20 protein-coding genes are annotated in these 25,544 nt (G+C 62.5%); 2 read left to right on the top strand and 18 right to left on the bottom strand.

Features of this window, described 5'->3' with window-relative positions:
• Window positions 1–44: 44 nt before the first annotated feature.
• The 16 genes from ABEA02_RS16610 to mfd all read right to left on the bottom strand — a co-directional run bounded on the left by ABEA02_RS16610 (window position 45) and on the right by mfd (window position 22,377).
• Window positions 45–2,003 carry an O-linked N-acetylglucosamine transferase, SPINDLY family protein gene (locus tag ABEA02_RS16610; RefSeq protein WP_345534220.1) on the bottom strand — a complete coding sequence of 653 codons (1,959 nt, stop codon included), beginning with the start codon at window positions 2,001–2,003 and terminating at the stop codon, window positions 45–47.
• Complete coding sequence (gene cysC, locus ABEA02_RS16605; RefSeq protein ID WP_345534219.1) at window positions 1,988–2,509, bottom strand: adenylyl-sulfate kinase; 522 nt, start codon at window positions 2,507–2,509, stop codon at window positions 1,988–1,990. The genes ABEA02_RS16610 and cysC overlap by 16 nt, the downstream gene beginning before the upstream one ends.
• Before the next feature lie 42 nt (window positions 2,510–2,551).
• Entirely contained in the window at window positions 2,552–3,364 is an 813-nt protein-coding gene (locus ABEA02_RS16600) for a glycosyltransferase (RefSeq protein WP_345534218.1), read from the bottom strand.
• The gene (locus ABEA02_RS16595) at window positions 3,361–6,198 is read right to left on the bottom strand and encodes a glycoside hydrolase family 99-like domain-containing protein (protein ID WP_345534217.1); all 2,838 of its coding nucleotides are present in this window, start codon (window positions 6,196–6,198) and stop codon (window positions 3,361–3,363) included. The genes ABEA02_RS16600 and ABEA02_RS16595 overlap by 4 nt, the downstream gene beginning before the upstream one ends.
• Window positions 6,195–7,187, bottom strand: a complete 993-nt coding sequence (locus ABEA02_RS16590) for an alginate O-acetyltransferase AlgX-related protein (protein WP_345534216.1) — start codon at window positions 7,185–7,187, stop codon at window positions 6,195–6,197. Before ABEA02_RS16590 ends, ABEA02_RS16595 begins: the two co-directional genes overlap by 4 nt.
• On the bottom strand, window positions 7,184–9,781 hold the full coding sequence (locus tag ABEA02_RS16585) for a methyltransferase domain-containing protein (RefSeq protein WP_345534215.1): 2,598 nt from the start codon (window positions 9,779–9,781) through the stop codon (window positions 7,184–7,186). The genes ABEA02_RS16590 and ABEA02_RS16585 overlap by 4 nt, the downstream gene beginning before the upstream one ends.
• Window positions 9,782–9,825: 44 nt before the next feature.
• Window positions 9,826–11,448 (bottom strand): glycosyltransferase 61 family protein, encoded by a 1,623-nt coding sequence (locus ABEA02_RS16580; protein ID WP_345534214.1) that lies wholly within the window; start codon window positions 11,446–11,448, stop codon window positions 9,826–9,828.
• A 10-nt stretch (window positions 11,449–11,458) separates the two neighbouring features.
• Window positions 11,459–12,421, bottom strand: a complete 963-nt coding sequence (locus ABEA02_RS16575; protein ID WP_345534213.1) for a GNAT family N-acetyltransferase — start codon at window positions 12,419–12,421, stop codon at window positions 11,459–11,461.
• Window positions 12,418–13,491 (bottom strand): glycoside hydrolase family protein, encoded by a 1,074-nt coding sequence (locus tag ABEA02_RS16570; protein ID WP_345534212.1) that lies wholly within the window; start codon window positions 13,489–13,491, stop codon window positions 12,418–12,420. Before ABEA02_RS16570 ends, ABEA02_RS16575 begins: the two co-directional genes overlap by 4 nt.
• A 119-nt stretch (window positions 13,492–13,610) precedes the next feature.
• Window positions 13,611–14,360, bottom strand: a complete 750-nt coding sequence (locus ABEA02_RS16565) for a hypothetical protein (protein WP_345534211.1) — start codon at window positions 14,358–14,360, stop codon at window positions 13,611–13,613.
• A gap of 14 nt (window positions 14,361–14,374) precedes the next feature.
• The gene (locus ABEA02_RS16560; protein WP_345534210.1) at window positions 14,375–15,055 is read right to left on the bottom strand and encodes an acetyltransferase; all 681 of its coding nucleotides are present in this window, start codon (window positions 15,053–15,055) and stop codon (window positions 14,375–14,377) included.
• 28 nt (window positions 15,056–15,083) lie between these two features.
• A complete protein-coding gene (locus tag ABEA02_RS16555) occupies window positions 15,084–15,866 on the bottom strand; it encodes a class I SAM-dependent methyltransferase (protein ID WP_345534209.1) in 783 nt (260 codons plus the stop codon).
• Window positions 15,863–16,957 (bottom strand): DegT/DnrJ/EryC1/StrS family aminotransferase, encoded by a 1,095-nt coding sequence (locus ABEA02_RS16550; protein WP_345534208.1) that lies wholly within the window; start codon window positions 16,955–16,957, stop codon window positions 15,863–15,865. Before ABEA02_RS16550 ends, ABEA02_RS16555 begins: the two co-directional genes overlap by 4 nt.
• Window positions 16,954–17,370 carry a sugar 3,4-ketoisomerase gene (locus ABEA02_RS16545; RefSeq protein ID WP_345534207.1) on the bottom strand — a complete coding sequence of 139 codons (417 nt, stop codon included), beginning with the start codon at window positions 17,368–17,370 and terminating at the stop codon, window positions 16,954–16,956. The genes ABEA02_RS16550 and ABEA02_RS16545 overlap by 4 nt, the downstream gene beginning before the upstream one ends.
• A 159-nt stretch (window positions 17,371–17,529) precedes the next feature.
• Window positions 17,530–18,645 carry a tetratricopeptide repeat-containing sulfotransferase family protein gene (locus ABEA02_RS16540; protein WP_345534206.1) on the bottom strand — a complete coding sequence of 372 codons (1,116 nt, stop codon included), beginning with the start codon at window positions 18,643–18,645 and terminating at the stop codon, window positions 17,530–17,532.
• A gap of 135 nt (window positions 18,646–18,780) precedes the next feature.
• Entirely contained in the window at window positions 18,781–22,377 is a 3,597-nt protein-coding gene (mfd, locus tag ABEA02_RS16535) for a transcription-repair coupling factor (RefSeq protein WP_345534205.1), read from the bottom strand.
• On the opposite strand from mfd, the gene ABEA02_RS16530 reads away from it, so the two are divergent.
• On the top strand, window positions 22,376–22,507 hold the full coding sequence (locus tag ABEA02_RS16530) for a hypothetical protein (RefSeq protein ID WP_345534204.1): 132 nt from the start codon (window positions 22,376–22,378) through the stop codon (window positions 22,505–22,507). The genes mfd and ABEA02_RS16530 overlap by 2 nt on opposite strands.
• A gap of 179 nt (window positions 22,508–22,686) precedes the next feature.
• Window positions 22,687–23,451 carry a hypothetical protein gene (locus ABEA02_RS16525; RefSeq protein ID WP_345534203.1) on the top strand — a complete coding sequence of 255 codons (765 nt, stop codon included), beginning with the start codon at window positions 22,687–22,689 and terminating at the stop codon, window positions 23,449–23,451.
• A 147-nt stretch (window positions 23,452–23,598) separates the two neighbouring features.
• On the opposite strand, the gene ABEA02_RS16520 is transcribed toward ABEA02_RS16525, so the two are convergent.
• A complete protein-coding gene (locus tag ABEA02_RS16520; RefSeq protein ID WP_345534202.1) occupies window positions 23,599–24,126 on the bottom strand; it encodes a TRAP transporter small permease in 528 nt (175 codons plus the stop codon).
• A 43-nt stretch (window positions 24,127–24,169) separates the two neighbouring features.
• Window positions 24,170–25,450, bottom strand: coding sequence for a TRAP transporter large permease (locus ABEA02_RS16515; RefSeq protein WP_345534201.1), 1,281 nt, complete (start codon window positions 25,448–25,450; stop codon window positions 24,170–24,172).
• Between the last annotated feature and the right edge of the window lie 94 nt (window positions 25,451–25,544).

The following is a 25,544-nucleotide window of genomic DNA, read 5'->3' as shown; positions in this document are numbered from 1 at the left end:
CGCTAAGCCCCTGTCCCGCAAGCGGGCGAGGGGAGTGAGTGGGCTCATGTCCTGAGCGTCTTCAGCAACTGTTCCAGCCCGCGCGCAAAGCGTGGGAGGTCGCACAGTGCGCTGTGCGGCAAGGTGTTGCGCAGCGTTTGACGCACCGCCTCCAGTGCTGCCGGGTCGCTGGCCAGCGTGACCGCTTTTTCGACGTAGTCGTCGATGTTGGTTGCTGCGAGACTCGCCAGACCCAGCGGGCGCAACAGGTTTTCGCCGAGGCGTGCGTGCAGGCCTTCTCCGCTGAGCGTCACGAAGGGAATGCCGGCGCAGAGCGCGTCGAAACCGGTCGTGCCGCCGTTGAAGGGGAAGGCGTCGAGGGCGAGGTCGAACTCGTGCCAGGTGCGGCGGTAGGCGTCGTAATCCATGCGCCCGCGCAGGTCGAGGCGTTCGGGGGCGACGCCGTGTTCAGCGAAGCGGTTGAGCAGGTCTTGCTGCAGAACGCGCTCGGCACCGCTGGTGACGACCAGCACGAGGCGCGCAGTCGGCATGCGCTTCAGGATGCGGGACCAGGCGGCGATGCACGAGGGGCTGTACTTGGCGAGATTGTTGAGGCAGCCGAAGGTGATGTGCCCGTTGCGCGTGACGGGGGCCGGAGCATCGCTGAAGTGCAGTTGTGAGGTCTCACGCACGTAGTAGCAGTCGGGCAGGGCGAGGGGCTTTTCGTTGCACCAGTTGCCAGTTTGGAGTTGCGGATCGGGCGGCACGAGCACGTAGTCCATGCTGTCGAGCCCCGTGCTGGCGGGGTAGCCCAGCCAGCTGATCTGCACGGGTGCGGCGCGTTGCGCGAGGGCGGCGAGACGTGAGCCGTCGGTGTGGCCGGAGAGATCGATGAGGACGTCGAGCCTGTCCTTGCGGATGAGGGCGATGAGCGCGTCGTCACTGAGTGCGCCGACGTCACGCCAGTCACAGACGGCTTGTGCGCGTGCCGAGAGATCATCGCGGAAGTGGCCGGTGTTGTAGGCGATGACCTGGACGTGCGCCGGGTCGAAGGCTTCGAGCAAGGGGGTGAGGAAGCGGCCAACGGCGTGGTGGCGGAGGTCGGCGCTGAGGAGGCCCAGCTTTATGGGCTGCGTAGCAGGATGAGGCACCTCTCCCCTTGGAGGGGAGGGGTTGGGGGAGAGGTGGGATGGTGCGGTTTGAGCCGATAGGTGCTTGAGATGTGTACGGGAGCTTTCCCCCTCTCCCCCAGCCCCTCTCCCGCAAGCGCGCGAGGGGAGCGTTGTGCCGCTCTCCCGGGGGTCAAGCTGGGGAGGGGACTGCAGCGGTGCATGGGAGGGCGAGCGTAGGTCCTCACTATTGAATCCCACAGTCGCTGCGGCACTGCCACAGCGCGCAAGCGCGCGGCGGTTGAATTCCTTGCCGATCTCCAGCAGGTCTTCAGTGCTGCGCGCGTCCGAGTGCAGCATGGACCACAGCAGGTTCGACACCTGCTCTGGGCTGTCGGGGGCGGCCTGTGCGGCGCGCAGATTCCAGGCGACGGCTTCTTCGGCCATGCCGGCGTCTTTGCAGAGCGTACCGAGGCTGCCCAGCGCGCTCAGGTTTTCGGGGTCGAGTTCGAGCAAGGCCTGGGCCGCTTCGAAGGCGTGCGCGATGCGACCCAGGCGCGTGTAGCAGACGACGAGGTTGGAGAGGGCTGTATGGTTGCGCGGGTTGCGCGCCAGCGCCATTTCCAGGTTCTCTGCCGCAATGTCGTATTGCTGGCGCAGGCAGAAGACGAGGCCGATACCGCAGGCGCCTTCGTCTTCGGGCAGGCCGTGTTGCATGGCTGTGGCGTAGGCGTCGATGGCTTCGGGGTACTGGCCCGTATGGGCGCGGGCGATACCGAGGTTGACCCAGGCGTTCGGGTCTAGTGGCTTGTTCTGGACGAGGAGTTGCCAGGTGTCGCAGGCGCCGCGCCAGTCGTTGGCGGCGATCTGCGCGGCGGCGCGTTCGCTGAGGGCCAGATTTACCTGTTCGAGCATGTCAGCTTCATGAGCGCCGCGACGCACTCGGAGAGGGGGGTGTTGAGGGTATCGAGTCGCAGGGCGGGATGTTCGGGCGCTTCATAGGGCGCAGAAATTCCGGTGAACGAGGGGAGCTCACCGCTTCTCGCTTTGGCGTAGAGGCCCTTGGGGTCGCGCTCTTCACACACGGCCAGCGCGGTGGCGATGTGAACTTCAAGAAAGCGTTCGGCGCCGACTATCTGCCGTGCCAGTTCGCGGTCGGCGCGGTAGGGCGAGATGAAGGCGACGATGCATGTCAGGCTGGCGTCATTGAGAAGTTTGCAAACGTGGGCAATGCGTCGGATGTTCTCTGAGCGGTCGGCAGGCGAGAAGCCGAGGTCCGCACAAAGGCCTTTTCGGATGACATCGCCGTCAAGCACCGTTGCGTTGATGTGGTCGCACTCGAAGCGTTCGTGCAAAGCCTGCGCGATGGTGGATTTGCCCGAGCCGCTGAGACCGGTTAGCCAGATCGTTTGGGGGTTCATGAGCTGGATTCTTTCCGTGACGGGGTCATGACAATTTGGGGCTCATATTCCTTGCCTCTGTTCTGCAAGCGTGGCTCGGAGCAGGTTCTCGCAGGTCCAGAAGGCTCTCAGGGATGTTGCATCGTCGAACAGGGCGACGCGTGCGCGCAGTCTGTCGGGCTCGGGCAGCGCAACATCCGTTTGCAGTCCGAGATACTCGGCGTGCTTTCGTGCAAACAGGTTGCGATAGCGCCTCCATTCGTTGCCGAAGCTACCTGCGGACATGTGGATGATGGGCACATCCGTTAGCACTCCCACGCGCAGGCCTTGCCGCTGTGCAGACAGGCTGAAGTCAAGATCGTAGAGATGAAAACCGTCGAAGGTGGCGGCATCGAACTGTTGCCGCTCGGTGGCCTCGCGGCTTGCGATGAGGCACAAGCCGTCCAGAACCTGAACCGGTTCGGCTTCGGCGCGCGTGACGCCGTAGATGTGCAGCGACAGTTGTGGTTTTCCGGGGGGCGCATGCGATACGGCGCCGCGCATGTGTGCAGGCCCTGCCGACCACCAGTAACCGTCGCGGATGGCGGTGGCACCGGCAAAGCCGAGCAGGTCGAAGTCCTGACCCAGACGGGATTCGACCTTGTCCGCGAATGCGTCATCAAGAATCAGGATGTCGTCATGCGAGAAGACGATGATTTCGCCACGTGCCCGGGCAATGCCGCGGTTGTACGCCTCCGCCAGCGAGGCGGCGTCATGGATGCCGATGATCTCGAAAGAGCGAGTGGCCAGCAGACGTTCATAGCTCTGCACGATATGGGCGTACTTGCCGGCATCAATGCTGCAGACGATGACAGACCAGGTCTTGTACGGTTTCATTCGCTGATCTCCAGCTGCCCTCCGGCGCCTTGCCAGAGCTGCAGGAGCGTTGCGCCAAAGGCCTCCGCAAAGCCTGCTGCATCGATCACAGCGGAGTGCTTCAGCGATGACTGAATTGCCTGTCCGCGCATGCGCAGGACTTCACTGTCTTGCGCAAGTGCAGTGGCCTTGGCTGTGTAGGTAAGGATGTCCGGTGCGATCAGGTCGTCGTTCTCCAGCAGGCGCTGCAGGTTACAGACTGTTCGCGACTGACTCGCACACAGCACAGGTGTTGCGCTGTGCGCAGCCAGCAAGGCTTCGTGGAGCATGTCTCCTGCAAGCGGGCTGAGGGCGAGATCGATGTTGCGCCAGGCCTCGCAGACGCTGCGTGAATCCGGTGCGTCGACCCAGCGGATTCGTTCGACCTCAATGCCGGCAGCAGAGAAAAGCTGCAGCACACGTTGGCGAGCCTCGCTACCCGCCCCGCTGGTGTTGAGTTGTAAGTGCGCGAAGGGGGACGCTGTCAGAATCTCGGCCCAGGCTTGCCAGGTGGCAACTGAAATATGCTGAATGGGCGCCAGGCAGCCGAACGTGAAAGGCGATGCACGGCGAATGAGGCGCGCGCTCCGGGTCGGAAATGTCCAGGCGGTAACCCGATTGATCTGGACAGTCTTCTCTGCGAAAGCGCTGAGCATTGCCGGGTCCGTCAGCGGGTCGAGCAGCGCGTAGTCAATACATGAGAGTGAAAGGGGCGTTGGCGGAACGCTCCAGTTGAGTTGCAGCGGTGCGCTACGTCTGACGAAGGGCTGCAAGGTAGCCAGACTGGCGTGGCCATCGGTATTGATGAGCACATCGATACCCGCTACGCGAATGGCCTCGTGAATGCGGTCTGCATCCATGCCTGTCAGCGTCAGCCAATTGTCGGCAAGCAGGAACAGGCGTTGAGCGGCCTCGCCTGGTGTAGCGTCGCAGGCGATGATGATGGTTTCGAAGCGTTCAGGGTCTAGCTGGCGCAGCAGTGGTTCAAGGCGCCATGCAACGTCGGACAGATCAAGGCGACCCACCACAAAGCCGATCCTTAAGCGCTGACGCGAGCCAGCGGCCAGTTGCTGGGTGTACTGGCCCGCGTGTGCCGTAGCGAAGCGCAGGCATTCATCGCGGATCTGCTCAGGTGTGACGTTGTCGGCGTAGCGCATCAACTCGATGGCACGCGCATGGCTGTCCGGGAACCGGGCTGCTCGCAAGCATGTCGCGCGCTCCTGCTCCGGATCAGCCAGGCGCCGCGCCAGGGTGACCAGACGCGCCAGAACAGCTTGTTGAGGATGGCTGTCGCCCGCCACCAATGAGGCGAGCAGGTGCATGGCTTCGTTGAGACGCCCCTGCTGTTCCAGCACGTCGGCGAGCAAGGCGTACGCGCCATAAAGCGCTGGCTGTGTCTCGATGGCTGCAGAAAAGAAAACCTCGGCGTGCTGCAGATACCCGGCCTCCATGCATCGCTGGCCGATGGCCGCCATGGTGTTGGCGCGATCTTGTGAGCAGTCCACGGCGTGCGTGAAGAAGTTGCTCGCGTCATCCGGCAGCTCACTTGCCAGTGCGATCAGGCCAAGGTAGACGAGTGCAAGTGGATTGGATTGATTGTCCTGAAGCACCTGCACGAAGGATTCGTAGGCTTCAGTAAGCTGGCCGTTGTTGAAGAGTGCGATGGCAAAGTCCATGCCTTTGCCTGCAGGTCGCTGAGATGTATCCGTTGCCCGCAGTTCGGACGTGACGGCGGCATGTGCATCGCGCGTAGCCTCAAGGTACTGATGGCCGAACTTCTGGTCGGGCTCCAGGTAGCAGCCTTCGGCCCATTCGTTCCAGGCGTTGATGAAAACGAGGCGCTCATCGCCTGTGAAGCGGGCAGCAGTATCGCGCAGGCACTGGCTGAGCCAGGCCTTGTACAGGTCAGGCGTGCTGCGGTCGAGCACATAGGGCTTGAGCTTCTTGCGTGCCGTGTTATCCCAGCTCGGTACCAGACCCTTGAAGCGTTTGTAGCCTGCCGGAGCAGGCTTGTCACCATAGTGCCGGGCCACTTTGCTGTAGTCGAAAACGCAGCCTTCGAATGCCGGGTTGAGTTTGGGTAGCGTGGAGTTGTCGACGATGGCGACGGTGTTAAGCAGGTGGGGCGGGAACTCGCAGGCGGCGTCGAATCCGTACGGGCGCGGATCCAGCTCGACGAAGCTCTCGACCCGTACAAGGTAGAGTCCGGGCAGGCCGGCGGAGATTGCCTCTTCGCGCCAGATGGCCGTCATTTCGGCGCAGTCCGGGATGATGTCCACGCGGTAGACCAGCAGCAGCGGTTTGCCGTCTACGGTGATGTAACGCTTGTCCTGCAGGAACGGCATCATGTCGCGGATGATGCGGCGCGCATAGTCTGGCCCGTACTCCTGCTTCATCAGCACTTCCTGCTCGCTGCCATCCCAGCGGCGCGACCAGTTTTCATTGGCCCAGCACAGGCAAAATGGAAAATCCGGGCTGCCGCTTGCAAGCATGCGATCAAGCGGCCTCTCCAGAAGCCGACGACCCGCGAACCAGTAGTAGTAGTAGCAGAAGCCATGGATGCCGTGCTGACGGGCGAGTGCGGCCTGCTGTTCCATGATCTCCGGGACACGCAGGTCGTAGTAACCGAGATCTGCCGGGCGGCGCGGCTGATTGTGGCCTTCGAACAGCGGCTCGGCGCGCGTGACGTTGGTCCATTCCGTGAAGCCTTTTCCCCACCAGGCGTCGTTCTCGGCAATCGGATGAAACTGCGGCAGATAGAAGGCAATCGAGCGTAGCTGTCCGCCTGGGGTGTCAGTGTGATTTGCAGTGGTCATCGCACGGCGTCCTCGTGATACGACTCGTTGGGCACCAGAATCATGTTGCGCTCTGCCGTCTCGGTAATGACTACATCGGCCCCAGCCATCCGGCAGTACTCCGGATTCACGTGAGCGCTCCAGATGAAATGCACTTCATTGAAAACGTAGCTGAGCAGCTGCCCCAAACCGGCATCCCAGGTGTAGGAGTCACCGAACACGCAGATCGTCTTCCCGGTAAGCGCTCTGTCGTTCTTCAATATGTAGTGGTTGCCGAGGTGCTTGCCCTCGCGTTCCCACAAACGGTTGTTGAGCAGCTCTATCGCAGGGCTGGCAATGCGGCAGGTTGGCTCGCGCCAAGCCGGCATGAACTTGACGGTCAGGTCGTGTGCTCCAGATCGGCACTCCACTTTCAGCGCATCGATTGCGGGGCAGGGCACATCAAGCGCCTCAAGCAAGACTCTGGCTGTGAGGTAGCAGCCATACACATTCCAGTGAGAGTTGCCGCGCAGCCAAAGTGGCAGATGCGTTGCCCACTCCTGCAGTTCAGCCAGGGGGTAAAGGAATGCCGGTGTACCGGCAAGCTGCTTCACGGGGCGCAGGCCCGGAGCTGGGGGGTGAGCAGCCCATTGTGGGTGCACGCATTGCTTGTCGGGGACCGTCAGGTGCAGGTACTGCATACCCATCCGGCTGAAGAGCTGCTGTCGGTTGGCCAGCAACGTCTGCCACTGCGTGACCTGTGCTGCCGACAGGTTGCGCGTGCCCGTGTATTGCTCGTGCCAGTGATTGCTGCCGCCAGAGACATACAGCCAGCCCTTTTGCCCGACCACGGCAACACCATCGTCCGACACAGTGCCGACGGGTAAGCCGTATGGCGAGTCCGCCGGGCATTCCTCGTCCAGCAAGAAAGGTGCATATCCCCTGGCGTGCAGGCACAGTGCGTCCGGCCCGTCAGTCCGCTGCGTCGGCGCCAGATCTGTTGCGAGGGGAGGCGATTGGACGCTCATCATTTCTTGCGCAGGACAGCGAACGCCTGAGGCATCACCGCACGGTCGTCGACAAAGCACATCACATCAAACAGATGCCCCCATTCCCGGAACATGTAGCCCGGTGGTATCAGGGCCTCGCCGTAGAAGCTCGACGGTCTGCTGTCTCCGCCGCCTGTGGCTGAAAACAGGAAACGACCCGCGTCGTAATCAGCGTATGCCTGCTCGCTGTCGACGAATGACTGGGCCAGACAGATGTGCCATGGGTGCGTCAGATCACGTTGCTGCCGGAAGTAGGCACACTGGCCGATGAAGCCACGTCCCTGAGTCGTGAAGGCAACGAAGCCGCCGGGTCGCAGGATGCGTGAAAATTCCTGCATCCACTTGCCTGCAGCTTCTTCCGAGAGGTGTGAAAAGACTGAGTAGGCTGTGATGAGGTCAAAGCTGCCATGCTCGAAACGCGTTGGCGGAAAGGGATCGGTCTGGCTGAAGTTGCCGAAGCTGAACGACCGCTCGCACACTTCGATCATGGCCGGGTCGACGTCGATACCCCAGATGTTCTGTGGTTCAAAAATCTTGACAAAGGTGCGCGGGAAACGCCCCCAGCCCGTGCCAAAGTCCAGCAGGGTCCGTTCGCTGAGCGATCGCATGCGACCCACGAAAGGGAGTACGGCACGATAGAAAAGGAATGCCTCGCGCATGGCATTTTCATTGGCGCTCCCCATCGTGTTGATCTGGAAGTTGTCGTCAGGGAAGCCGGGCAACTTGAAACCAAAGTAGTCCGGGTGCTTATGGCTGTGCGCAAGCACTTCGGCCCATTCTTCTTCGGACAGTGCGCGGATATGTGCCAGCCCCTGCTGCGGAGTACCTGCAGGGCGGCGCTGTGCCACCATCGACCGTGAAATGCTGAGCACCAGCTTTCCTTCAGCCATCCGCCCGTCCCGAATGAGGGATTCGCCAAGCTTGAGCACTTGGTGCAGCGTGCTCTCGTCTGACTGGCATGCCGCTTCGAAAATTGTCAGCGCGTCATCGGGCATGCCGGCGAGAATGGCCAGGCGGCCCAACTGGAACAGGGTGCCAGCGTGGCCGGGTCGGGCATCCAGCGCCGAGAGCAGGATCTGGTTGGCTTGCTCCAACTTACCCGCATCGAGCAGTTGTGTGCCTTGTTCGAGCAGCTCGCTGAAGTCAGCCCCGGGCCCCGAGGTCTGTGCCTTTGGCGCAGACTCCGCGAGCAGATCGAAGAGGTAGGTGAAGCGCTCGTTGCGTATCTGGCTACGCAGCAAGTAGGCGCCCAGTTCGTCCTGGCTTGATCGCGAGACTTCGTGCGGGCGCAGCGAAGACTCGCCACGGACGACGCTGGAGAACTTCTCGGGAGAATGCCATTCCAGATAGTGCGCGCGCGTGGCCCTGGATTGGCGTGCCAGTGCTTCCGGGGTGCACTCGCGCAGAATCGTCAGCAGCTCTTCCACATGGCTCCATGACCAGTTTCCAACGGGACCCAGGCCCGCAGAGCCCAGCATCGGGAATACGTGGTTTCGATGCGTGACAACCGGAACGCCCAGCGACATGGCTTCGAGCGCAGCGCGGCCGCCTCCCAGCGGGAACGAGCCAATATAGAGGTCAACCTTGTTCGCCAGCAGGGCTGCGCCCAGGTTCTCCACCCACTGGATATGCTGAAAACGCGTTTGCGGGACACCGGCATCGCGCAGCGCTCCATGAATGGCTGCGAGGGTGTCTGCGGGCAGGTGTCCGATGTGGATGTGCGTCCCCTGTGTCACAGACAGGATTTGTGGCAGCACATCCCAGTAACGGATCGGGTACGGTGCCAGCAACTTGGCTTCGTGTGCGCTGGTACAGGTTGTGAGATGGCCATCGGCCCGAAAGCTCTGAATGCTTTGATCCCGAACGCCCTGGTCAGGCACCGCAAGCGGCCAGATCTCGGCATTGACGCCAGCCTCCATGCAGCTATGGCAGAAGGCATCAAAGAAATCGACGTGGCGGATGTTCGCCAATGTCGCGCCGAGGCAGAGGTTGTGATCGGCATGGTGGCAGAAGACATACTCCCGATTGAGGCCGGGCTGCAGTGCTGCAATGCTGCCTGCGTCGGCGTGATGATTGAACACCAGCACCTGTGCATCCGGATGCGCGGACAGTTGCATCTGAATCCATAGCAGTCGGTCTGCGTGATTGCCGGACGTGGCGCGCCGCACCTCAACGCCGAGATTCACGTAGCGTTGAAGGTCCATCGTGTAGTTGCATGCCAGGAAGTCGCTCAACAGGATGAGGTGCCGGCTCTCGGGACGTGTTCTTATGATGTCCTCAATGACGCGAGAGTGTCCGCCTACGGCGTGCAGTTCCGTCGCAAGGATAATGACATCAGCCTGTTGCGCTGCGACCGGGGGCAGAAGAGACTGGGCGCGGAGGTATTCGAGGCTCTGGCGTCCGATCCGGCTGCACAAGCGGTCGAGCACAGGAGAGCGCAAGACGCTTCCCGTTGCGGCGGGGTCTCCAATGGTTGCTTCGACCAGCGCCAGAACGGCGGCAAGCGCAGCGTCGATGTTGCCCTTGTCGATCAGGGCTCCGATCAGCTTTTCAAATTCGGTCAGGTCTCTGTTCATCTTGCAGCTCCGTCGCTGTGTGCGTTGCCCGGCAGTGTTGCGGTTCAGGAGAGCTTGCTCAGCTCGTGATCAAGCAGGTCAATGTCCACGTCGAAATCGGGGTGGGCGGGGGAGTGGTAAGCGCCAGGTAGCGGCGCGAAGCCGAAGGAATACAGCTCGTGTCCGAGGCTGGCTGCCATGTTGCGGAAGTAGCCATAAGCGCCAAAGGCTGTTGCCGGTGCCAGCGTGATGACCTTGCAGCCGGCAGGCGCGAACATCATGTTCGCCATGCCCGCGCCGGCCTGACCGGCAATGATGCTTGCTTGTGAAAACAGGGCCAGCTGTTCGGCCGCGGACAATGACTCCGGAACCACGACCCGGAAGCCTCGCTCGCGAAACAGCCTGAGCACAGCGGCCTTGTTGCGGATGCGGCGTATCGACGACTCGCGATCAATGAACACTTTCGTCCCGGGGCCATTCCTGTGCTCATGGCCGGTGCGCAAGGCCGCTGCGGTCAGGCGCAGTGCAAACGATGAGAACAGGGTGTCCTGCGCGGTGAAGCGAGGTTGGCGATTGCCCAGTGCGTCCATGTAGTCATAGACCACGGTACTCACCGGGGTGAAGAGCGTGGCCTTGCCGATGCGCACCGGCGCGCGGATCAGCACGATGGGGCGACGCGCTGTCTTGATCATCGAGAGAAGCTGCAGCATCTGGGGCAGGATGCCCTCGCTCAATACAAGCGGAATGTCTTCCGGCAAGCCACAGTGTTCGACAATCGCAACAAGCGGCAACACCTCGGTCAGGAAGTGCGCCCAGTTGCTGACGGCGTAAGAGTTGAGGACCACCCCGCGCGGCAGATACTGTTGTGGTGAGCAGGGGCGCACAACGCCCATGTTCTGTCCCGGCAGGGGGACCACATGACCGGTGAAGGTGTCATAGAGCATGTGGTGCTCAGGATCGAAAAAGTCGGGGACCAGTATCGCGGTGTCGGTTTGCACCACATCCGAGAAGGGGCGGACGATGGCATTGCCAGGCTCGTAGCGGTGAATGGCCGCAAACTCCGGTGCGGCGGCTGGAGTGCTATGGGTAAAGAACTCCCTCGCGGTTACGGGGGGCAAGGTTTCTTGCGGGAATACTTCACCTGCAGACGGCAGCGTGCCCAAGCCTTGAAGGGGCAGGAAGAGCGGGCGCTGCAACAGGTGCGGAGGGGTTGCCGATGCGGTCTTGTTACCGAGCCAAGTGTGCTTCAGCCCCGCAAGGAAAGCAGGCAGTACCGCCTTCTCGCGCAGGTTCGCAGCCAGAAAGTCCAGCAGTTCGGGCGGAGCGTCGGGGGCGTGGCGTGCCAACGTCTCGCCCCATAGTGTTGCCGCGTCGGCTTGGCGCCCAGCCATTTGCAGTGCCGCCGCCGCATTGCTCGCGGCTGTGTGTGAGCCCGCTTCACGCAGAACCGCTTGCTGCAGAAAGTACAGGGCGGTCTCGACATCTCCCCGTTGCAAGGCGATGACACCAAGATCGTTGTACGGCTGCCAGTCGGCGCAGTCGGCCTCGACAAGTTGCAGCAACAACCCGCAAGCGGCGTCCAGATCTCCTGCCGCGACAAGCTGTTCCGCGCGCGCGTAGAGAGCGCTCGACAGCTCGGGCGGTGCTGGTCTGGCCTGCTGTGTGTTGGTGATGGACTGGTCTGTCATGCGCAGCCTCTCAGTCCAGCGCGAGTTCGTAGAAATCGTGCGTGGCGCCACCGCCGCCGAACTCCGACTTGAATCGATAGAGCCCCGTATTGAGGCGTCGTCCCTCTTCTTCGTTCGAAATGCCAAAGTCGAAATATCGACGGCCTGTCGAGCCGGTTTGCGCAATGCAGTGCTCAAAAACGGCGTCCAGCGCGCAGCAGGCGTTGCCAGTCTCGCTGGACGCGATGTACTGCGCATGGCTGACGGCGGGGGAATTGAAAAGCAGCACGCCAGCTTCGACTTGCCCCGCCAGTTCGGCAACGACCAGGAGAATGTCGTCGGGAAAGCGCGCAGCCAGCAGGCGAATTTCATCCAGTGTGTGCACGGGCTGTGTGCCATGTCGGCTGCGCAGTGTTTCGCACAGCACGGCCCAGAAGGCTTCCAGCGATGTCATGTCCTGCCGCACCGTGACGCCTGCATTGCGCGCCTTGCGCAAGCTGCGCTGACGTCGTGCTGATGGCTCACGGCGGGCATCCACGGCAATGCAGCTCGACAGGTCGCGGCGATACAAGGTCGCACCCAGACGGACCAGGGCATATAGGTCGTCTTGTACCGGCCAGCGCTGGTAGATGGTCGGTACGGCCTTGTAGCGCAGCACGCGAAAACCGGCGGCTGCCAGATCCTTCGCCATGTCGGAAAGTAGCTGCAGCAGATCCTCGCCAAGCAGACTCCCGTCCTGGATCACTCCGCCGAAGCTCGCTCCCGGATGGCTGACGACACAGTCCGGCTGGTGCGGGAGGCGCGCTGCGGGCAGCGCTGCGCGCAGCGTGCCGGCTTCGTCTCGCGCGATGAGTGATTGATCCTCGAAGCGCTCTCCGTGATACGAGAGAAAGCGACGGGTGTGAAGCAGGTTGGCCATGGGGGCGCGTGCGCACAGAGACTCCCAGTCCGCCCGGTCGCGTTGCTCGTCGTAGCGGCAGACCGACAATTTCATTCCGGCTCCCGCAGGGCGACGCCGAAGCCGGTTTCGCCGAAGTTGTTGCCGTTGTAGAACAGCCACTCATTCGCTCCGTGCCTGATGACGGCGGAGTACATGATGGCTTCGCTATCCCAGCCTTCCGCTGATACGTCCAGCCCCAGTTGTTCGTCTTGGCGCTGCCAGCGGATGCCGTCAGCGGACTCAGCGTATCCGAGGCGATAGGACTGAAGCGCTATCTTGCGAGCCGAGTAATGCAGCTGGTAGCGGGCATCCTCCTTCACTACCCAGGGGCGCCCGAAGCCATGTTCGTCGGGGCCGGTCGCCAGCACGGTTTCTCCCTGATCGGGCCAGTGGATGCCGTCCTCCGACTCCAGGTATCGCAGCTCGTACACCGGCATCTGTTTTCCGCCCAGCAGCAGCCAACTGCTGCCTGCTACGTACCACATGCGGAATATGCCTTGCTCGCGCATAACAAATGGGCCGCCGCGAAAGTAACGCTCGGCAGGGCTGCGTTCGAGGATGGCCGTGGGTTTGATGCGAACAAAGTGTTCGCCATCCTCGCTGATGGCAGCGCCTGTCAAGAGGCGATACCGGATGTGCGTGCTGAGCTCAAAGCCGACGTAGTACATCATCAGGCGGCCGTCATCGAGGCGTACGACGCTGGTGCACAGGACGCCGTTGTCGTCGAATCCGCCGGGTTCGCCGATATCCAGGCTTGGGGTCTCGGACACGCGCAGCACGCGCAGTGGGTTTGCCGCGTCCACATCGACAAAGCCGACGCGGCTGATGTTGCCCGCATCGCGGAAAGACAGATAGATGCGCAGCCTGCCGTCGCCCATGTCGAAAGGCGTTGGCACCATCGCGTGCGAGTGCATCCAGGCTCTCGCAGGCTCACTGGATGGTACGAAGATCACGCCGAGTTTGCGCCAGCGCATCACGCCTCCGGCATCATTTGATGCGGCGGGACGCGACCAGCCGATGCCGGCCTGACCCGGCGCAGGCAGGCGATGGCTGGTGGGGCGGAGGCCGGACGAAGTGCGGGGTGTGTCATCCTGCAGGGCGATGAGCGCGAAGACTGGCGTCAAGAGTACGTTGCCAGCGTCTGCAGATAAGGCCTGATAACCTTGCCTTAGTGCATGCTTATCCCGTCATGGTCACTGAGGCTGAACGGCGCGGTGCTTACGGCCCGGATCGTCGCCTGGCATCAGTCATAGACTGTCGCCAGTGCAACGATCCTGGCGCCGGCGCCTGAGGTGTCCAGGGGTTTGTGCGAATCGATATCGGCGACGCCGTGCATGGTGTTGGCGTCGTATACGACGATGTCGCCCGATCGGGCGTTGGCTTCGGAATCCCGGAATTCGCCAGCCACCTCGACGAACGCGCCACCCGAGGTGTAATCCGTTCCTTTCTCGGTCATCAGCAAGACAAGCTGGATGTACTGCGCCGACACGTCCCGGACGTTGTCGATGGCGCGGGAGTCAATGTGTCGCGTCATGAACCCGCCCCCAGCAGGATAGATCTGCAGTCGTGTGCCGTTGAATTTCGGGGCGGGGAGATAGTCGTCCAGAAGTGGCTGCTCGCGCTGTGCAAGGGTGTCCCGCACCAGGATCAGGCTGGTGAACGTGTCACGAAGCCCCAGAACATCGGGCTCGCGCGTGGGGTTCATGATGGTCATCATCAGCCGGGCGATGCCGGACTGACTCTGACTTTGCGAGCCGATGGACCACTTCAGGCAGTTCCGGCGGATCTGTTCCGCGCTGACGCCGCTGCTGGGCAGCGCTTCCGTTTGGGAGATGTACTGGAGGATGGTCGGCAGGAATGCCCGGATACGGCTGCGGTCAAAGATGCCCCGGATCAATGCAAAGCCGTTTGCCTGAACCGTCTCGCGGATCGCCCCGGTCTGTTCTCTGAGGTGGCTGATGTCCTCGATCTGGAAGATGCAGGAGGGAGCCATGGTCGGTCTGGTGGTTACGCTGTGGTCAGCTTGAAGAACTCGCGCGCGCCGATGTCCGCTGGCGTCGGGCGATCGCCCTTGTATAGCGTGTTCTCCGGTGTGCTCTTGGCGATGGTGACGCCGAGGCCGATCCAGTTGTCGGCACCGATACTCACGTTATTGGCAATCGTCGCGTTGACGCCGATGAAGCTGTTGGCGCCGATCTCGCAGAAGCCGGAGACGACGGCGTGCGAGGCAATGAAGCAGTTCTCGTGGATCGTTGAGTGGTGACCAATGTGGTTGCCGCTCCACAACACGTTGTTGGCGCGGATTTTCACGTAGGGCTGGATGGTGTTGTCCTCGAAGATGAAGCAGTGCTCGCCGATCTCGACATTGCGCCAGATGAAGGAACGCGAGCTGACGTAGCTGGCGAGGGCATAGCCCTTGGCCTTGGCGGCGGCGGCGAGGCGCGTGCGCAGGCGGTTGAGCTGGGTGTAGGTGGCGGCGACGAATACCGAATGCCCGGCCGGCGCGTACTTGGTCTCGATGTCTTCGAAAGCCACGCAGGGCAGGCCGTGCAGGCTGTCCTGGCGCAGGTAAGGCGTCTCCACGCTGAAGGCGACCACTTCGTAGTCGCTATCGACGTCGAAGTATTCGTGGGCGATCTCGGCGAAGGCGCTGTCGCCGACGATGATGAGCTTCTTGTTTTTACTCATGATGGTTCCCGTATGACTGATGCAGGGGTCAGGGGCGCGTGATCAGGATGTCTTCGCGGCGGTTGGCCATGGGCAGGCGCGAATCCTGCGGGACGACGAAGGCATCGAAGCCCGCAGCGCGGCAGCGCCCCAGCACGCTCAGTACGACGGCGTCGTCGATGAGACCGGGCTCGCTGCGGTTGAAGTGCACTTCGGGCACCTCGTCGCGACCGGTGAATTGCTTGTGGTGTGCGATGCCGGTCTCACTCGCGAAGAAACGTTTGCGCCGGGAGATATTCGGTACGTCGCCGATCAGCATGCTGCCGCCCGGTGCGAGCAGGGCAAGGCTGGCGTCGAGGAAGGACCAGATGTTGCCCTCGGCAAACACGTACTGGAACACCGAGTAGCAGAGGATGGCGTTGACGCGGCCATGCAGGTCTTCGAGCAGGGGTGGGCAGTCGGGAAAGCGTGCGGCGACTTTCTCGACGCCTGTGCCATCGGGCAGCAGGCTCAGCATCTCGGCTGAATCCAGCAGTACCAGGCGGTGTTGTTGCGCGATGCACTGTGCGATGAGCTGGCGCGGCAGGTCGCTGCAGCCGGCGCCGATGTCGAGGATGACTTGCTGTGTGCCGCCAAGAGCGGGCAACTTGTGCTGGATGTCGGCGAAGATGTGTTCCTCGAAGCCCTTGCGATAGCTGTCGGGGAAGCCGATTTTCTCCCAGGTGCTGAGGCTCGCGTCGGCAGCCATCCGGCGGAAATCCTCGAAGCCCACCTTGCCGTAACGCGAGAGGTAGGCGGCGACGTTGTGACTGGGGGTGTCTGTGCTGCTCATGGTTTCACTGCCAGCTCGCGCAGCGCTGCGATGACAGGGGCCGGGTCGAGGCCTGGCCACATCGGCAAGCTGAGCACTTCGCGCGCGAGCGTCTCGGTTGCGGCCAGCGGCGGGCAGACGAGATCGCGATAGGCCCCTTGCTGATGCGAGGGAATGGGGTAGTGGATCAGGGTGGCGATGCCGCGTTCCTGCAGTGCGCGGGCGAGGGCGTCGCGTCGCGTGCTGCGGATGACGAAGAGGTGCCACACCGGTTCGACGAATTCGGGCACCTGCGGCAGTTGCAGGCCCGCCACACTGGCGAGTTCGCGCAGGTAGGTGTTGGCGACTTCACGGCGCTGCGCGTTGTGTGCATCGAGGTGACGCAGCTTGATGCGCAGCAGAGCCGCCTGCAACTCGTCGAGGCGCGTGTTGTACCCGGCAATGTCGTGCTGGTACTTGATGCGCGACCCGTAGTTGCGCAGCAGGCGGATTTCGTCGGCGAGTGCAGTGTCGCTGGTGGTGATGGCGCCGCCGTCGCCGAGCGCGCCGAGGTTCTTGGTCGGGTAGAAGCTGAAGGCGGCGGCGTCGCCGAGGCTGCCGCAGCGACGGCCCTTGTAGCGTGCGCCATGGGCCTGGGCGGCGTCTTCGATGAGCTTCAAGCCATGGCGGTCGGCGATGGCGCGCAGGGCATCCATGTCAGCCGGTTCGCCATAGAGGTGCACGGCGATGATGGCGCGCGTGGCGGGCGTGATGGCCGCCTCGACGCGTGCAGGGTCGATGTTGAAGCCACCTGCCGTCGATTCAACCGGCACGGGCGTTGCGCCGCTCTGCGTGACAGCCAGCCAGGTGGCGATGAAGGTGTGGGCGGGCACGATGACTTCGTCGCCTGCGCCGATGTGCATGGCGCGCAGGATCAGGTGCAGAGCATCGAGCCCGTTGCCCACGCCGAGGCAGTGCGCGGCGCCACAGAACTGTGCGAACTCGGCCTCGAAGCCCGCTACCTCATCGCCCAGAATGAAGTGCCCTTTGTGCAGTACGCGCGCAAACGTGGCCTGCATCTCGGCCGCGCAGGGGGCGTGCACTTCACTGAGGTCGAGGAATGCGGTGCTCATCTCTGCTGCGCTTTTACCGCAGTAAGGAAGTCGTCCTTGCTGCGGTAGTAGTCGGCTTCGTCATAGAAGTCGGAGGCGAGCACGAGGCAGACGGAGTTCGACGAGAAGTTGTCGAGCGTGCGCCAGGTCATCGGGCAGATGTAGATGCCGTTGTAGGAGCGGTTGAGGTGGTAGCGGCGCTCGCGGTCTCCATCATTGAGGACGACATCGAAGCTGCCCGACATGGCGATCATGAACTGATGCAGCTTGCCGTGTGCGTGACCGCCACGATCCGATCCGCCCGGCACGTCGTAGAGGTAATAGACACGCTTGATGTCGAACGGGATGTGTCGGGTACCTTCCACAAAGGTCAGATTGCCCCGCACGTCGTGGATCTTGGGAAGTTCGATGATGCGACAGTCGTCCAGAGCCATCCTGTTCCCCTTGCTACTCCCATTAGCCTGATCGGCGTGCGCCTCGGTCGCGCACCGCTTGCGGTCATCTTACGGGGCAGGGAGAAACGCTGATGGTTCGATATATCGGCGCTTCGCAGGCTATTTGTCTGGCTTTTCTCTGGCTTCTGCGGGTGGCGCCTACCACCAGTGCCAGGTTCTGTTGAAGGCAGCGAAAACTTCCTCAACCCTGCGCTCACCTTCTTCACCAAGCAGGCTGCGGTCCTCTGTCAGCGGGCGCAGGGCTTTGCCGTAGTTGTCGGAGTAAGTCGCGTCGGAGCGATCAAATTCAAAGAAGACCTTGCCGAAACCATGCCGCCCGACTGCGTAGCCAAGATAGCTTTCAAGTCGGGCGAACTCGTCCTCTTCTTTTCTGAGGACTCTCTCGAAATGAATGAAGTGCACGTCTCCCTTCCGGGCAAGAGAGGAGTGGGCAACGCACTGGTAGTAGCTGAAAGAGTGGGCAATGACTTCTTCGAGCGTCCGTGGGTTACCCAGCTTCTTGTTGACGCGCATGGAGGAGGCAACGACGTCTCTGGGGTCGCGAACGACACAGACCACCTTGAATCGCGGGAAGAAGAACTGCAGGCAGTCGAGATAGGTGCTTAATTCAGGGTCTTTGAGTATCAGGTGCGTGGCAGGTATGGAGACGAAATGACTGTGAGCGTTTCTCAGAAAGCCCTCGAGGGCGGGGCGATAGACATTGATCAGGTCGCCGGGCGTTTTGGCAAACGCTTCGAACCGGGCCTGGTCGGCGCCAGTGAGGATGTCCCTGAACTGCCGGATCAGTTGAGTGATGAACGAGCACTCGGGCAACATCGGGAAGGCTGTCGGACCCTCGGAGAGCAAGCTGCCGATCACAGTCGTGCCGCTGCGTGGGGCGCCGACGCAGAACGTGAGTTCGAAAGGGAGGTCAGGTTTCCTTTCCACGCTGGGCGCTTGTGGCAATGCCGTCTGGGCATTCAGAAACTGATGAATCGCTTGCGCATCGGCAGGGCGATTGGAGGCCTTGAATTCGTCAGCGAGGTTCCGGATCTCCTGGGTAATCCTGCTGTCCTGCTCAATGGCGATGCGCAGGAAATTCCAGGCTTCGTCGGCCATGCCTGCCAGTAGCGACAGCTTTCCGAGCTGGAGCAGGACAAGGGGATTCTCCGGTGACTCTTCAAGGGCTCGCACCAGATGCTCGTAGGCACGATCAAGCTGACCCGAGGCCATGAGCTTCGAACCTGCTTCAAGAGAGGAGTGCGTGGGCGGCATGGCGGAGCTTGCTGGCAGGGACCAGCCTCGGGATTCTTACCGAGCCAGTATATGCAGCCGGTCCCTGATGCCTTGGCTTGAATTGACGGTCAAAGCGCCCTTGATTCTTTCTCGCCAAGCGCGAGATGCACGGGGTCAGCCGAGCGCCTTGAACACTTCGCGTACCTTGGCCACGCGATCCTTCAGCGACTCTGAACTCAGCAGGGCCGTGAGCTTGTCCTGCCCGGCAAGCTTGTAGCGACGGTCTTTCTGGATGAGCTGGATGATCTTGATGGGTTCGATGGGCGGGTTGGGCTCGAAGTGGATGTTGATCTGGCGGCTGGCCGCGTCGATCTTGATGATGCCCAGCGGCTTGGCAAGCACGCGCAGGCGGTGCGTCTCCAGCAGGGCCTGGGTCTGTGGCGGCAGCTCGCCGAAGCGGTCGATGAGTTCTTCCTGCACATCCTGCAGTTCGTCAGCGCTCTCGCAGTTGGCGAGGCGCTTGTAGAGGGTGAGACGTTCCTGGATGTCGGCGCAGTAGGCGTCGGGCAGCAGGGCGGGGAAGTGCAGGTTGACTTCGGATGTGACGTCCAGCGGTTGTGCGAGGTCAGTCTTCTTGCCCGACTGCAGCGCCTTGACGGCGCGCTTGAGCATCTGCGTGTAGAGCGCGAAGCCGACTTCCTGGATGTCGCCCGACTGCGAGTCGCCCAGCACTTCGCCAGCGCCGCGGATCTCGAGGTCGTGCATGGCGAGGAAGAAGCCGGAGCCGAGGTCTTCCATCATGGTGATGGCTTCGAGGCGCTTCTGCGCGTTGGCGGTGGGCTTGGCGTTGGCATCGGTGAGCAGGTAGGCGTAGGCCTGGTGGTGCGAGCGCCCGACGCGGCCACGCAGCTGGTGCAACTGCGCGAGGCCGAAGCGGTCGGCGCGGTTGATGACGATGGTGTTGGCGGTGGGGATGTTGATGCCGGTCTCGATGATGGTCGTGCACAGCAGCAGGTTGGCGCGCTGCGAGGTGAAGTCCTTCATCACGCGTTCGAGTTCGCGCTCGGGCAACTGACCGTGACCGACGACGATGCGTGCTTCAGGCAGCAGCTCGGTGAGGGCCTCACGCATGTTCTCGATTGTCTCGACCTCGTTGTGCAGGAAGTAGACCTGACCGCCGCGCTTGAATTCCCGCAGCACGGCTTCGCGCACGATGCCTTTTGACCAGCTCTGTACGAAGGTCTTGATGGCAAGCCGCTTCTGCGGCGCGGTGGCGATGACGGAGAACTCGCGCAGGCCTTCCATGGCCATGCCCAGGGTGCGCGGGATCGGCGTGGCGGTGAGGGTGAGGATGTCGACCTCGGACCGCAATGCCTTCAGCGCCTCTTTCTGACGCACACCGAAGCGGTGCTCTTCGTCGATGATGACGAGGCCCAGTCGATTGAAGTTCACATCCTTCTGCAGCAGGCGGTGCGTGCCGATGAGGATGTCGACCTTGCCTTCGCCGAGCAACTTGATTGCCTCGGTCTGCTCGGCAGCGGTCTTGAAACGCGAAATCTCTGCCACCTTGACGGGCCAGTCGGCGAAGCGGTCGGCAAAGGTCTGGTAGTGCTGCTCGGCAAGCAGGGTCGTGGGGCACAGCACGGCGACCTGCTTGCCGTCGGCAATCGCGATGAAGGCGGCTCTCAATGCGACCTCGGTCTTGCCGAAGCCGACGTCGCCGCAGACGAGGCGGTCCATCGGGCGGCCGCTGCGCATGTCTTCGATGACGGCGTTGATGGCGGCGAGCTGGTCGGGCGTTTCCTCGAAGCCGAAGCCTTCGGCGAAAGCGTCGAGATCGTGCTGCTTGAAGTCGAACTTGTGGCCGGGGCGCGCGGCGCGCTGGGCGTAGAGCACCAGCAGTTCGGCTGCCGTGTCATGCACCTGCTGTGCGGCCTTGCGCTTGGCCTTCTCCCACTGGCCGCTGCCCAGCACGTGCAGGTGCACGGCCTCGGGGTCGGCGCCGGCGTAGCGCGTGATGACGTGCAGTTGTGAGACCGGCACGTAGAGCTTGGTGTCGTTGGCGTATTCGAGATGGAGGAACTCCATGTCGCCATCGCCGAGGTCCATGTGCACGAGGCCGAGATAGCGGCCGATGCCGTGGCTGACGTGCACGACCGGGTCGCCCTGCTTGAGCTCGGAGAGGTCCTTGAGCCAGCCTTCCACCGTGCTCTTGCGGCCATCGCGGCCACGATTGCGCGGGCGGGCCTGGGCGGCGTAGAGCTCGTTTTCGGTGAGGATGGCGATGTTCGCCGAGGGCAGCACGAAGCCGGCTCCGAGTGGCCCCGTGGAGAGCGCGAGCCTGGCGTCGGAGGCCAGGAAGCCGGCGAGGTCGCCGCTGGTTTCGGGCTTGAGGCCGTACTCGTTGAAGTACTCGTTGATGGTCTGCTGGCGGCCCGGCGATTCGGCGAGCACCAGCACACGCCAGGGAAAATTATTCAGCCAATGTTTAAGCTTGTGCAGCGGATCGGTGGCTTTGCGCTCGACGCCCAGTTCGGGGAGCGGGGCGGTTGTGCTCCCCTCTCCCACTTGCGGGGCGGAGGCGGGAATTCGAGCTGCATGCAGCTCGCCGCCAGAGCCGGCGGGCAATGCAGTGCTCGCCGTGGGGCGCGGAGCGGGGGTCAGGGGAGAGGGCTGCTTCGAGTCTTCCCTCTCCCGGTCCTTCGGACCACCCTCTCCCGCAAGCGGGAGAGGGGAGTTGCGGCCGTGCATCACCAGGCGCGGCAGATGCTTGGTCGCCACCCAGAACGCTTCAGCCGGCAGGAACAACTGGTCCGGCGCCAGCAGCGGCCGCGCGCGGTCGCCCGCCATCAGCCTGAAGCGGCTGTTGGCCTCATTCCAGAAGGCGTCGATGGCAGCCGGCACGTCGTGGTGTGTGACGAAAAGGATGTCCTTCGGCAGGTAGTCGAACAGCGTCGCCGTCTCCTCGAAGAACAGCGGCAGGTAGTACTCGATGCCGGGCGAGGCGACGCCGTTGGAGACGTCCTTGTAGATGATGGACTTGGTGGGGTCGCCCTCGAAAGCCTCGCGAAAGCGCTGACGGAAGCTGGTGCGCGCCTTGTCGTCGAGCGGGAATTCGCGCGCCGGCAGCAGGCGGATCTCGGGCACGGGGAACAGCGTGCGCTGCGAATCCGGGTCGAAGGTGCGGATCGTGTCGATCTCGTCGTCGAAGAGGTCAATGCGATAGGGCTGCACCGTGCCCATGGGGAACAGGTCGATGATGCCGCCGCGTACCGAGAACTCGCCGGGACGCACGACCTGGGTGACGTGGTCATAACCGGCCAGCACCATCTGGGCGCGCAAGGCGTCGAGGTCGAGTTTTTCTTTCTGCTTGAGGAAGAAGGTGTAGGCGGCCAGATATGCGGGCGGCGCCATGCGGTAGAGCGTTGTGGAGGCGGGCACCAGGGTGATGTCCGATTCGCCCTTCTGGATTGCGTGGAGCGTTGCCAGTCGTTCCGAGATGAGGTCCTGGTGCGGCGAGAAGTTGTCGTAGGGCAAGGTCTCCCAGTCCGGCAGCAGGTTGCAGCGCAGCTCGGGCGCGAACCAGGCGATTTCTTCCTTGAGGCGCTGCGCATCCAGCGGGTTGGCCGTCACCACCAGCAGGCGCTGGCCGCTGGCGGCGATCTGGGCGAGCGCGGCTGCATCACTCGAACCATGCAGGAGTGGCAGGTCAAGGCGCAGGCCGGGCTTGGGGAACTGGAGCTTGGCGAGGGGCTGGAGCAGGGTAGTCATGTTCTGGCGCTACAAAAAAGCAAAACGCCGCGCCGAGGCCAAGCCCGGGTGCGGTGGAGGCGCGATTATAAAGCCCGCACAGCGCGCTAAATCGCCGGTGTACATCGAGAAGCCGCAGCTGGAGCGCTAAGCTTTGGATGATTCCGGCCTGTGGCCTGAGGGGCGCGATCACACTGCGGTCACAGAAGTGCGTAACATTAGGCAGAACGGCATACAAAGGTTCACAGATCCGCGGTCAAGGTGGACTGCGCCTTGCATAGCGAAACTTGTATTTGTCGTCTTTGACGCATTTGATGACCAGGCGGTGTCATGGCAGCAGCACTTTACCGAATCGTTTTCACAGGTCGCATTCGCGATGGATTGACGCTGGAGTCGGTCCGTCAGGCTGTCACCTCGCGGCTCAGTGCCAGCTCGATGCAGGTGGAGCGCATCTTTTCCGGCCGCAAGGTGGTGCTCAAGACCGGTCTGGAGCAGGAGCCGGCACGGACTTATGCCAGCCGGCTGGAGCGGCTGGGTATGGTGGTGACGGTTGAGCCGGTGCCCGAGGCGTCGGCCGTTGCATCCGCCGGAGTGCCCCAGCCCGCCCCCGCGGTGGTCGTGCCGGGCAAGGCCAGTGGTGCCCCCGGGACGGCAGAAGAAACCTGGCTGACCAGCTCGGGCTTCGCGGATCTGGCGCGGACGCAGATCAACCTGGCACGCGCCGAGGCTTTGCTGAGTGGCCATGGCGGCGCTGCGCCAATGGCGGAGCCGCCCATCGTGACTGCGCCGGTCGATGTGTCGTTGCCAACGCTGATCCTGCCTGTCACAGACCCCGTCATGAAAGTGGCCGCCCCGGGGGAAGAGCCGCCCGCAGTGATCGAAGACATCCCGCCCAAGGTGGTCAAGCTGGCTCCGACCCAGCTTGTCTCGCCTACACCGGCAACCCAGCCGGGGCCATCGTATGCGGACAACCACATCCACCTGAGCGGCACGTTTCGATGCAATCACTGCGATGCGCTGCACCAGTTTGAAGCGACGGTTCAGATCCGCCTGGCTGATCTGCACCCGCCGCGCCAGGGTATGGCGTCCGGCTAGGTAGCGCTCTGTACGGCTCATTCAGGTTCGAACGCGGACGCAATGTCATTCACCTGACTCTGAGCGGCGCCAATCAGGTCGTGCGGACAGCCTCATTGCGGCAAGAGTGGTTGCGCGAGCAGGGCTTTGCGCGTGGTTCAGACCCTGTCAGTGATTGAGGTCTTCGCGCCCGAGGTCGATTTCTGCCGCTGGGTTGATGATCTTTGCCAGTTCCAGGTACATATTCTTCAGGCTGTAGAGCAGCATGATGCCGCCTGTGATGGGCATGCAGGCGTAGAGCCATTTCCTGGACATGGCGAAGGCGGTGGTCTGCTCCTCGGTCTTCATCGTGAGTTCCAGTGCGTACCAGAAGAAGATCGCGATGAAGGCGAGCGAACACAGCTCCACCAGCAGGCGATAAACGAAGCGGGCACGCACGCTGGGGATGTGCTTCGAAATCCAGTCACCCACGCTGAAGTGGCTGTGTGTGACCCACACGGCGGCGGCGCCGTAGAAGATCAGCGCGCCATAGAGCAGTTCAAGGATCTCGTCGAACCAATGCATGGACATCAGCGGCACGAAGCGCATGACGATGTTGAGCGTGAGAATCAGCGTGATCGCGATGAACAGCACGATGCAGATCCATTCGAGGGTCTTCTTGAGTGCGTGATCGAAGCGTGAGAGCAGATGAAGCATTTGCATTTCCTTGTGTAGGGTGCGCACTGCGCACCATGTCAAATCAGTTGGCCATCAGGCGTGGCAGCCACAGCGCGATATCCGGCATAAAGGCGCACAGCACGGTAACGACGAAGATCGCAACGAGATAGGGCACGCATTCCAGCGACAGTCGCCAGATGCCCACTTTTGCGAAGCTCTCGACGGCGAACAGGCACATGCCCACCGGTGGTGTGAGGTTGCCGATCATGATCAGCAGGGTCATCACGACGCCGAAGTTCACCATGTCGATGCCGTACAACGGGCACAGCTTCATGAAGATGGGCAGTGTGATGAGGAAGATGGCATTGCCGTCGAGGAAGCAACCCAGCACGAGGATGATGGCGATGACAATCCACAGGAAGCCGGCCGGCGTTGCGCCCATGGATGCGAGCTGGCTGATCAGCACGTCGGGTATGCGCTCGAAAATCGTGAACCAGCCAAAGAAGTTGGCCGTGGCAATGATGAACATCAGGCCGCAGGTCTGCTTGAGCGAAGCGAACAGGATGGGCGGCAGGTCGCCCCATTTGAGGTCGCGATAGGCGAAGCCCAGCACCAGCGCGTAGAGCGTGGCAATCACCGAGGCCTCAGTGGGCGTGAAGAAACCGGTGGTGATGCCCCCGATGATGATGACGGGCGCCATCAGCGGCCAGAAGGCAGCCTTGAAGCTGACCCAGATTTCAACGAGGCTGGCGCGCGGGTCACGCGGCAACCCACGCGGGCCAGCCATCAGGAAGATGCCGAGCATCATCGCCACGCCCATCAGCGCACCGGGTACCGCCCCCGCGAGAAACAGCTGCGTTACCGACACCGAGGTGATGGCGCCATACAGCACGAAGGGAATCGACGGCGGAATCACCGGTCCGATGGTCGAAGCGCCTGCGACGATGGCAGCCGAGATGGTCGGCTTGTAGCCGGCGTCGACCATCGCGCGATGCTGTATCTGGCCGAGCCCTGCGGCATCAGCGACAGCCGAGCCGGACATGCCGGAGAAGATCATCGATGACACCACGCTGACCTGACCGAGCCCGCCGGGCACGTGACCCACCAGTGCGCGGGCGAAGCGGAAGATGCGCGTCGTGGTGCCGCCAGTGTTCATGAGGTTACCGGCGAGGATGAAGAAGGGGATCGCCAGCAGCGTGAAACCGGTCGTGCCCGAGTACATGCGTTGCGGCAGCATGACGAGGAAATTACCCTGGCCCATGCTGACGAAAAAGATGACCGCGGTGAGCCCGATGGCTACGGCGATGGGCACGTCGATCATGAGCAGCAGCAAGAGGGTGGTGAAGATCAGTAGGGTCAGCATGTCTGAATGATGGGTAGCCAGGATGCAGCGGGGCGGAATCCGGGGTGGTCATGGAACAGCGAACCCCCGGACTCGCGGCCTTCGGCCTTCATCC

Origin of the sequence: Viridibacterium curvum, from assembly GCF_039544165.1 — a bacterium.
GTDB classification, from domain to species: domain Bacteria; phylum Pseudomonadota; class Gammaproteobacteria; order Burkholderiales; family Rhodocyclaceae; genus Viridibacterium; species Viridibacterium curvum.
This window is presented reverse-complemented; position numbering and strand designations above follow the sequence as displayed.

Bases quoted from the DNA above. Each gene is read 5' to 3' on its own strand.
- ABEA02_RS16610 (WP_345534220.1), bottom strand. From the start codon at position 2,003: ATGCTCGAACAGGTAAATCTGGCCCTCAGCGAACGCGCCGCCGCGCAG.
- cysC (WP_345534219.1), bottom strand. From the start codon at position 2,509: ATGAACCCCCAAACGATCTGGCTAACCGGTCTCAGCGGCTCGGGCAAA.
- ABEA02_RS16600 (WP_345534218.1), bottom strand. From the start codon at position 3,364: ATGAAACCGTACAAGACCTGGTCTGTCATCGTCTGCAGCATTGATGCC.
- ABEA02_RS16595 (WP_345534217.1), bottom strand. From the start codon at position 6,198: ATGACCACTGCAAATCACACTGACACCCCAGGCGGACAGCTACGCTCG.
- ABEA02_RS16590 (WP_345534216.1), bottom strand. From the start codon at position 7,187: ATGATGAGCGTCCAATCGCCTCCCCTCGCAACAGATCTGGCGCCGACG.
- ABEA02_RS16585 (WP_345534215.1), bottom strand. From the start codon at position 9,781: ATGAACAGAGACCTGACCGAATTTGAAAAGCTGATCGGAGCCCTGATC.
- ABEA02_RS16580 (WP_345534214.1), bottom strand. From the start codon at position 11,448: ATGACAGACCAGTCCATCACCAACACACAGCAGGCCAGACCAGCACCG.
- ABEA02_RS16575 (WP_345534213.1), bottom strand. From the start codon at position 12,421: ATGAAATTGTCGGTCTGCCGCTACGACGAGCAACGCGACCGGGCGGAC.
- ABEA02_RS16565 (WP_345534211.1), bottom strand. From the start codon at position 14,360: ATGGCTCCCTCCTGCATCTTCCAGATCGAGGACATCAGCCACCTCAGA.
- ABEA02_RS16560 (WP_345534210.1), bottom strand. From the start codon at position 15,055: ATGAGTAAAAACAAGAAGCTCATCATCGTCGGCGACAGCGCCTTCGCC.
- ABEA02_RS16555 (WP_345534209.1), bottom strand. From the start codon at position 15,866: ATGAGCAGCACAGACACCCCCAGTCACAACGTCGCCGCCTACCTCTCG.
- ABEA02_RS16550 (WP_345534208.1), bottom strand. From the start codon at position 16,957: ATGAGCACCGCATTCCTCGACCTCAGTGAAGTGCACGCCCCCTGCGCG.
- ABEA02_RS16545 (WP_345534207.1), bottom strand. From the start codon at position 17,370: ATGGCTCTGGACGACTGTCGCATCATCGAACTTCCCAAGATCCACGAC.
- ABEA02_RS16540 (WP_345534206.1), bottom strand. From the start codon at position 18,645: ATGCCGCCCACGCACTCCTCTCTTGAAGCAGGTTCGAAGCTCATGGCC.
- ABEA02_RS16530 (WP_345534204.1), top strand. From the start codon at position 22,376: ATGTTCTGGCGCTACAAAAAAGCAAAACGCCGCGCCGAGGCCAAGCCC.
- mfd (WP_345534205.1), bottom strand. From the start codon at position 22,377: ATGACTACCCTGCTCCAGCCCCTCGCCAAGCTCCAGTTCCCCAAGCCC.
- ABEA02_RS16525 (WP_345534203.1), top strand. From the start codon at position 22,687: ATGGCAGCAGCACTTTACCGAATCGTTTTCACAGGTCGCATTCGCGAT.
- ABEA02_RS16520 (WP_345534202.1), bottom strand. From the start codon at position 24,126: ATGCTTCATCTGCTCTCACGCTTCGATCACGCACTCAAGAAGACCCTC.
- ABEA02_RS16515 (WP_345534201.1), bottom strand. From the start codon at position 25,450: ATGCTGACCCTACTGATCTTCACCACCCTCTTGCTGCTGCTCATGATC.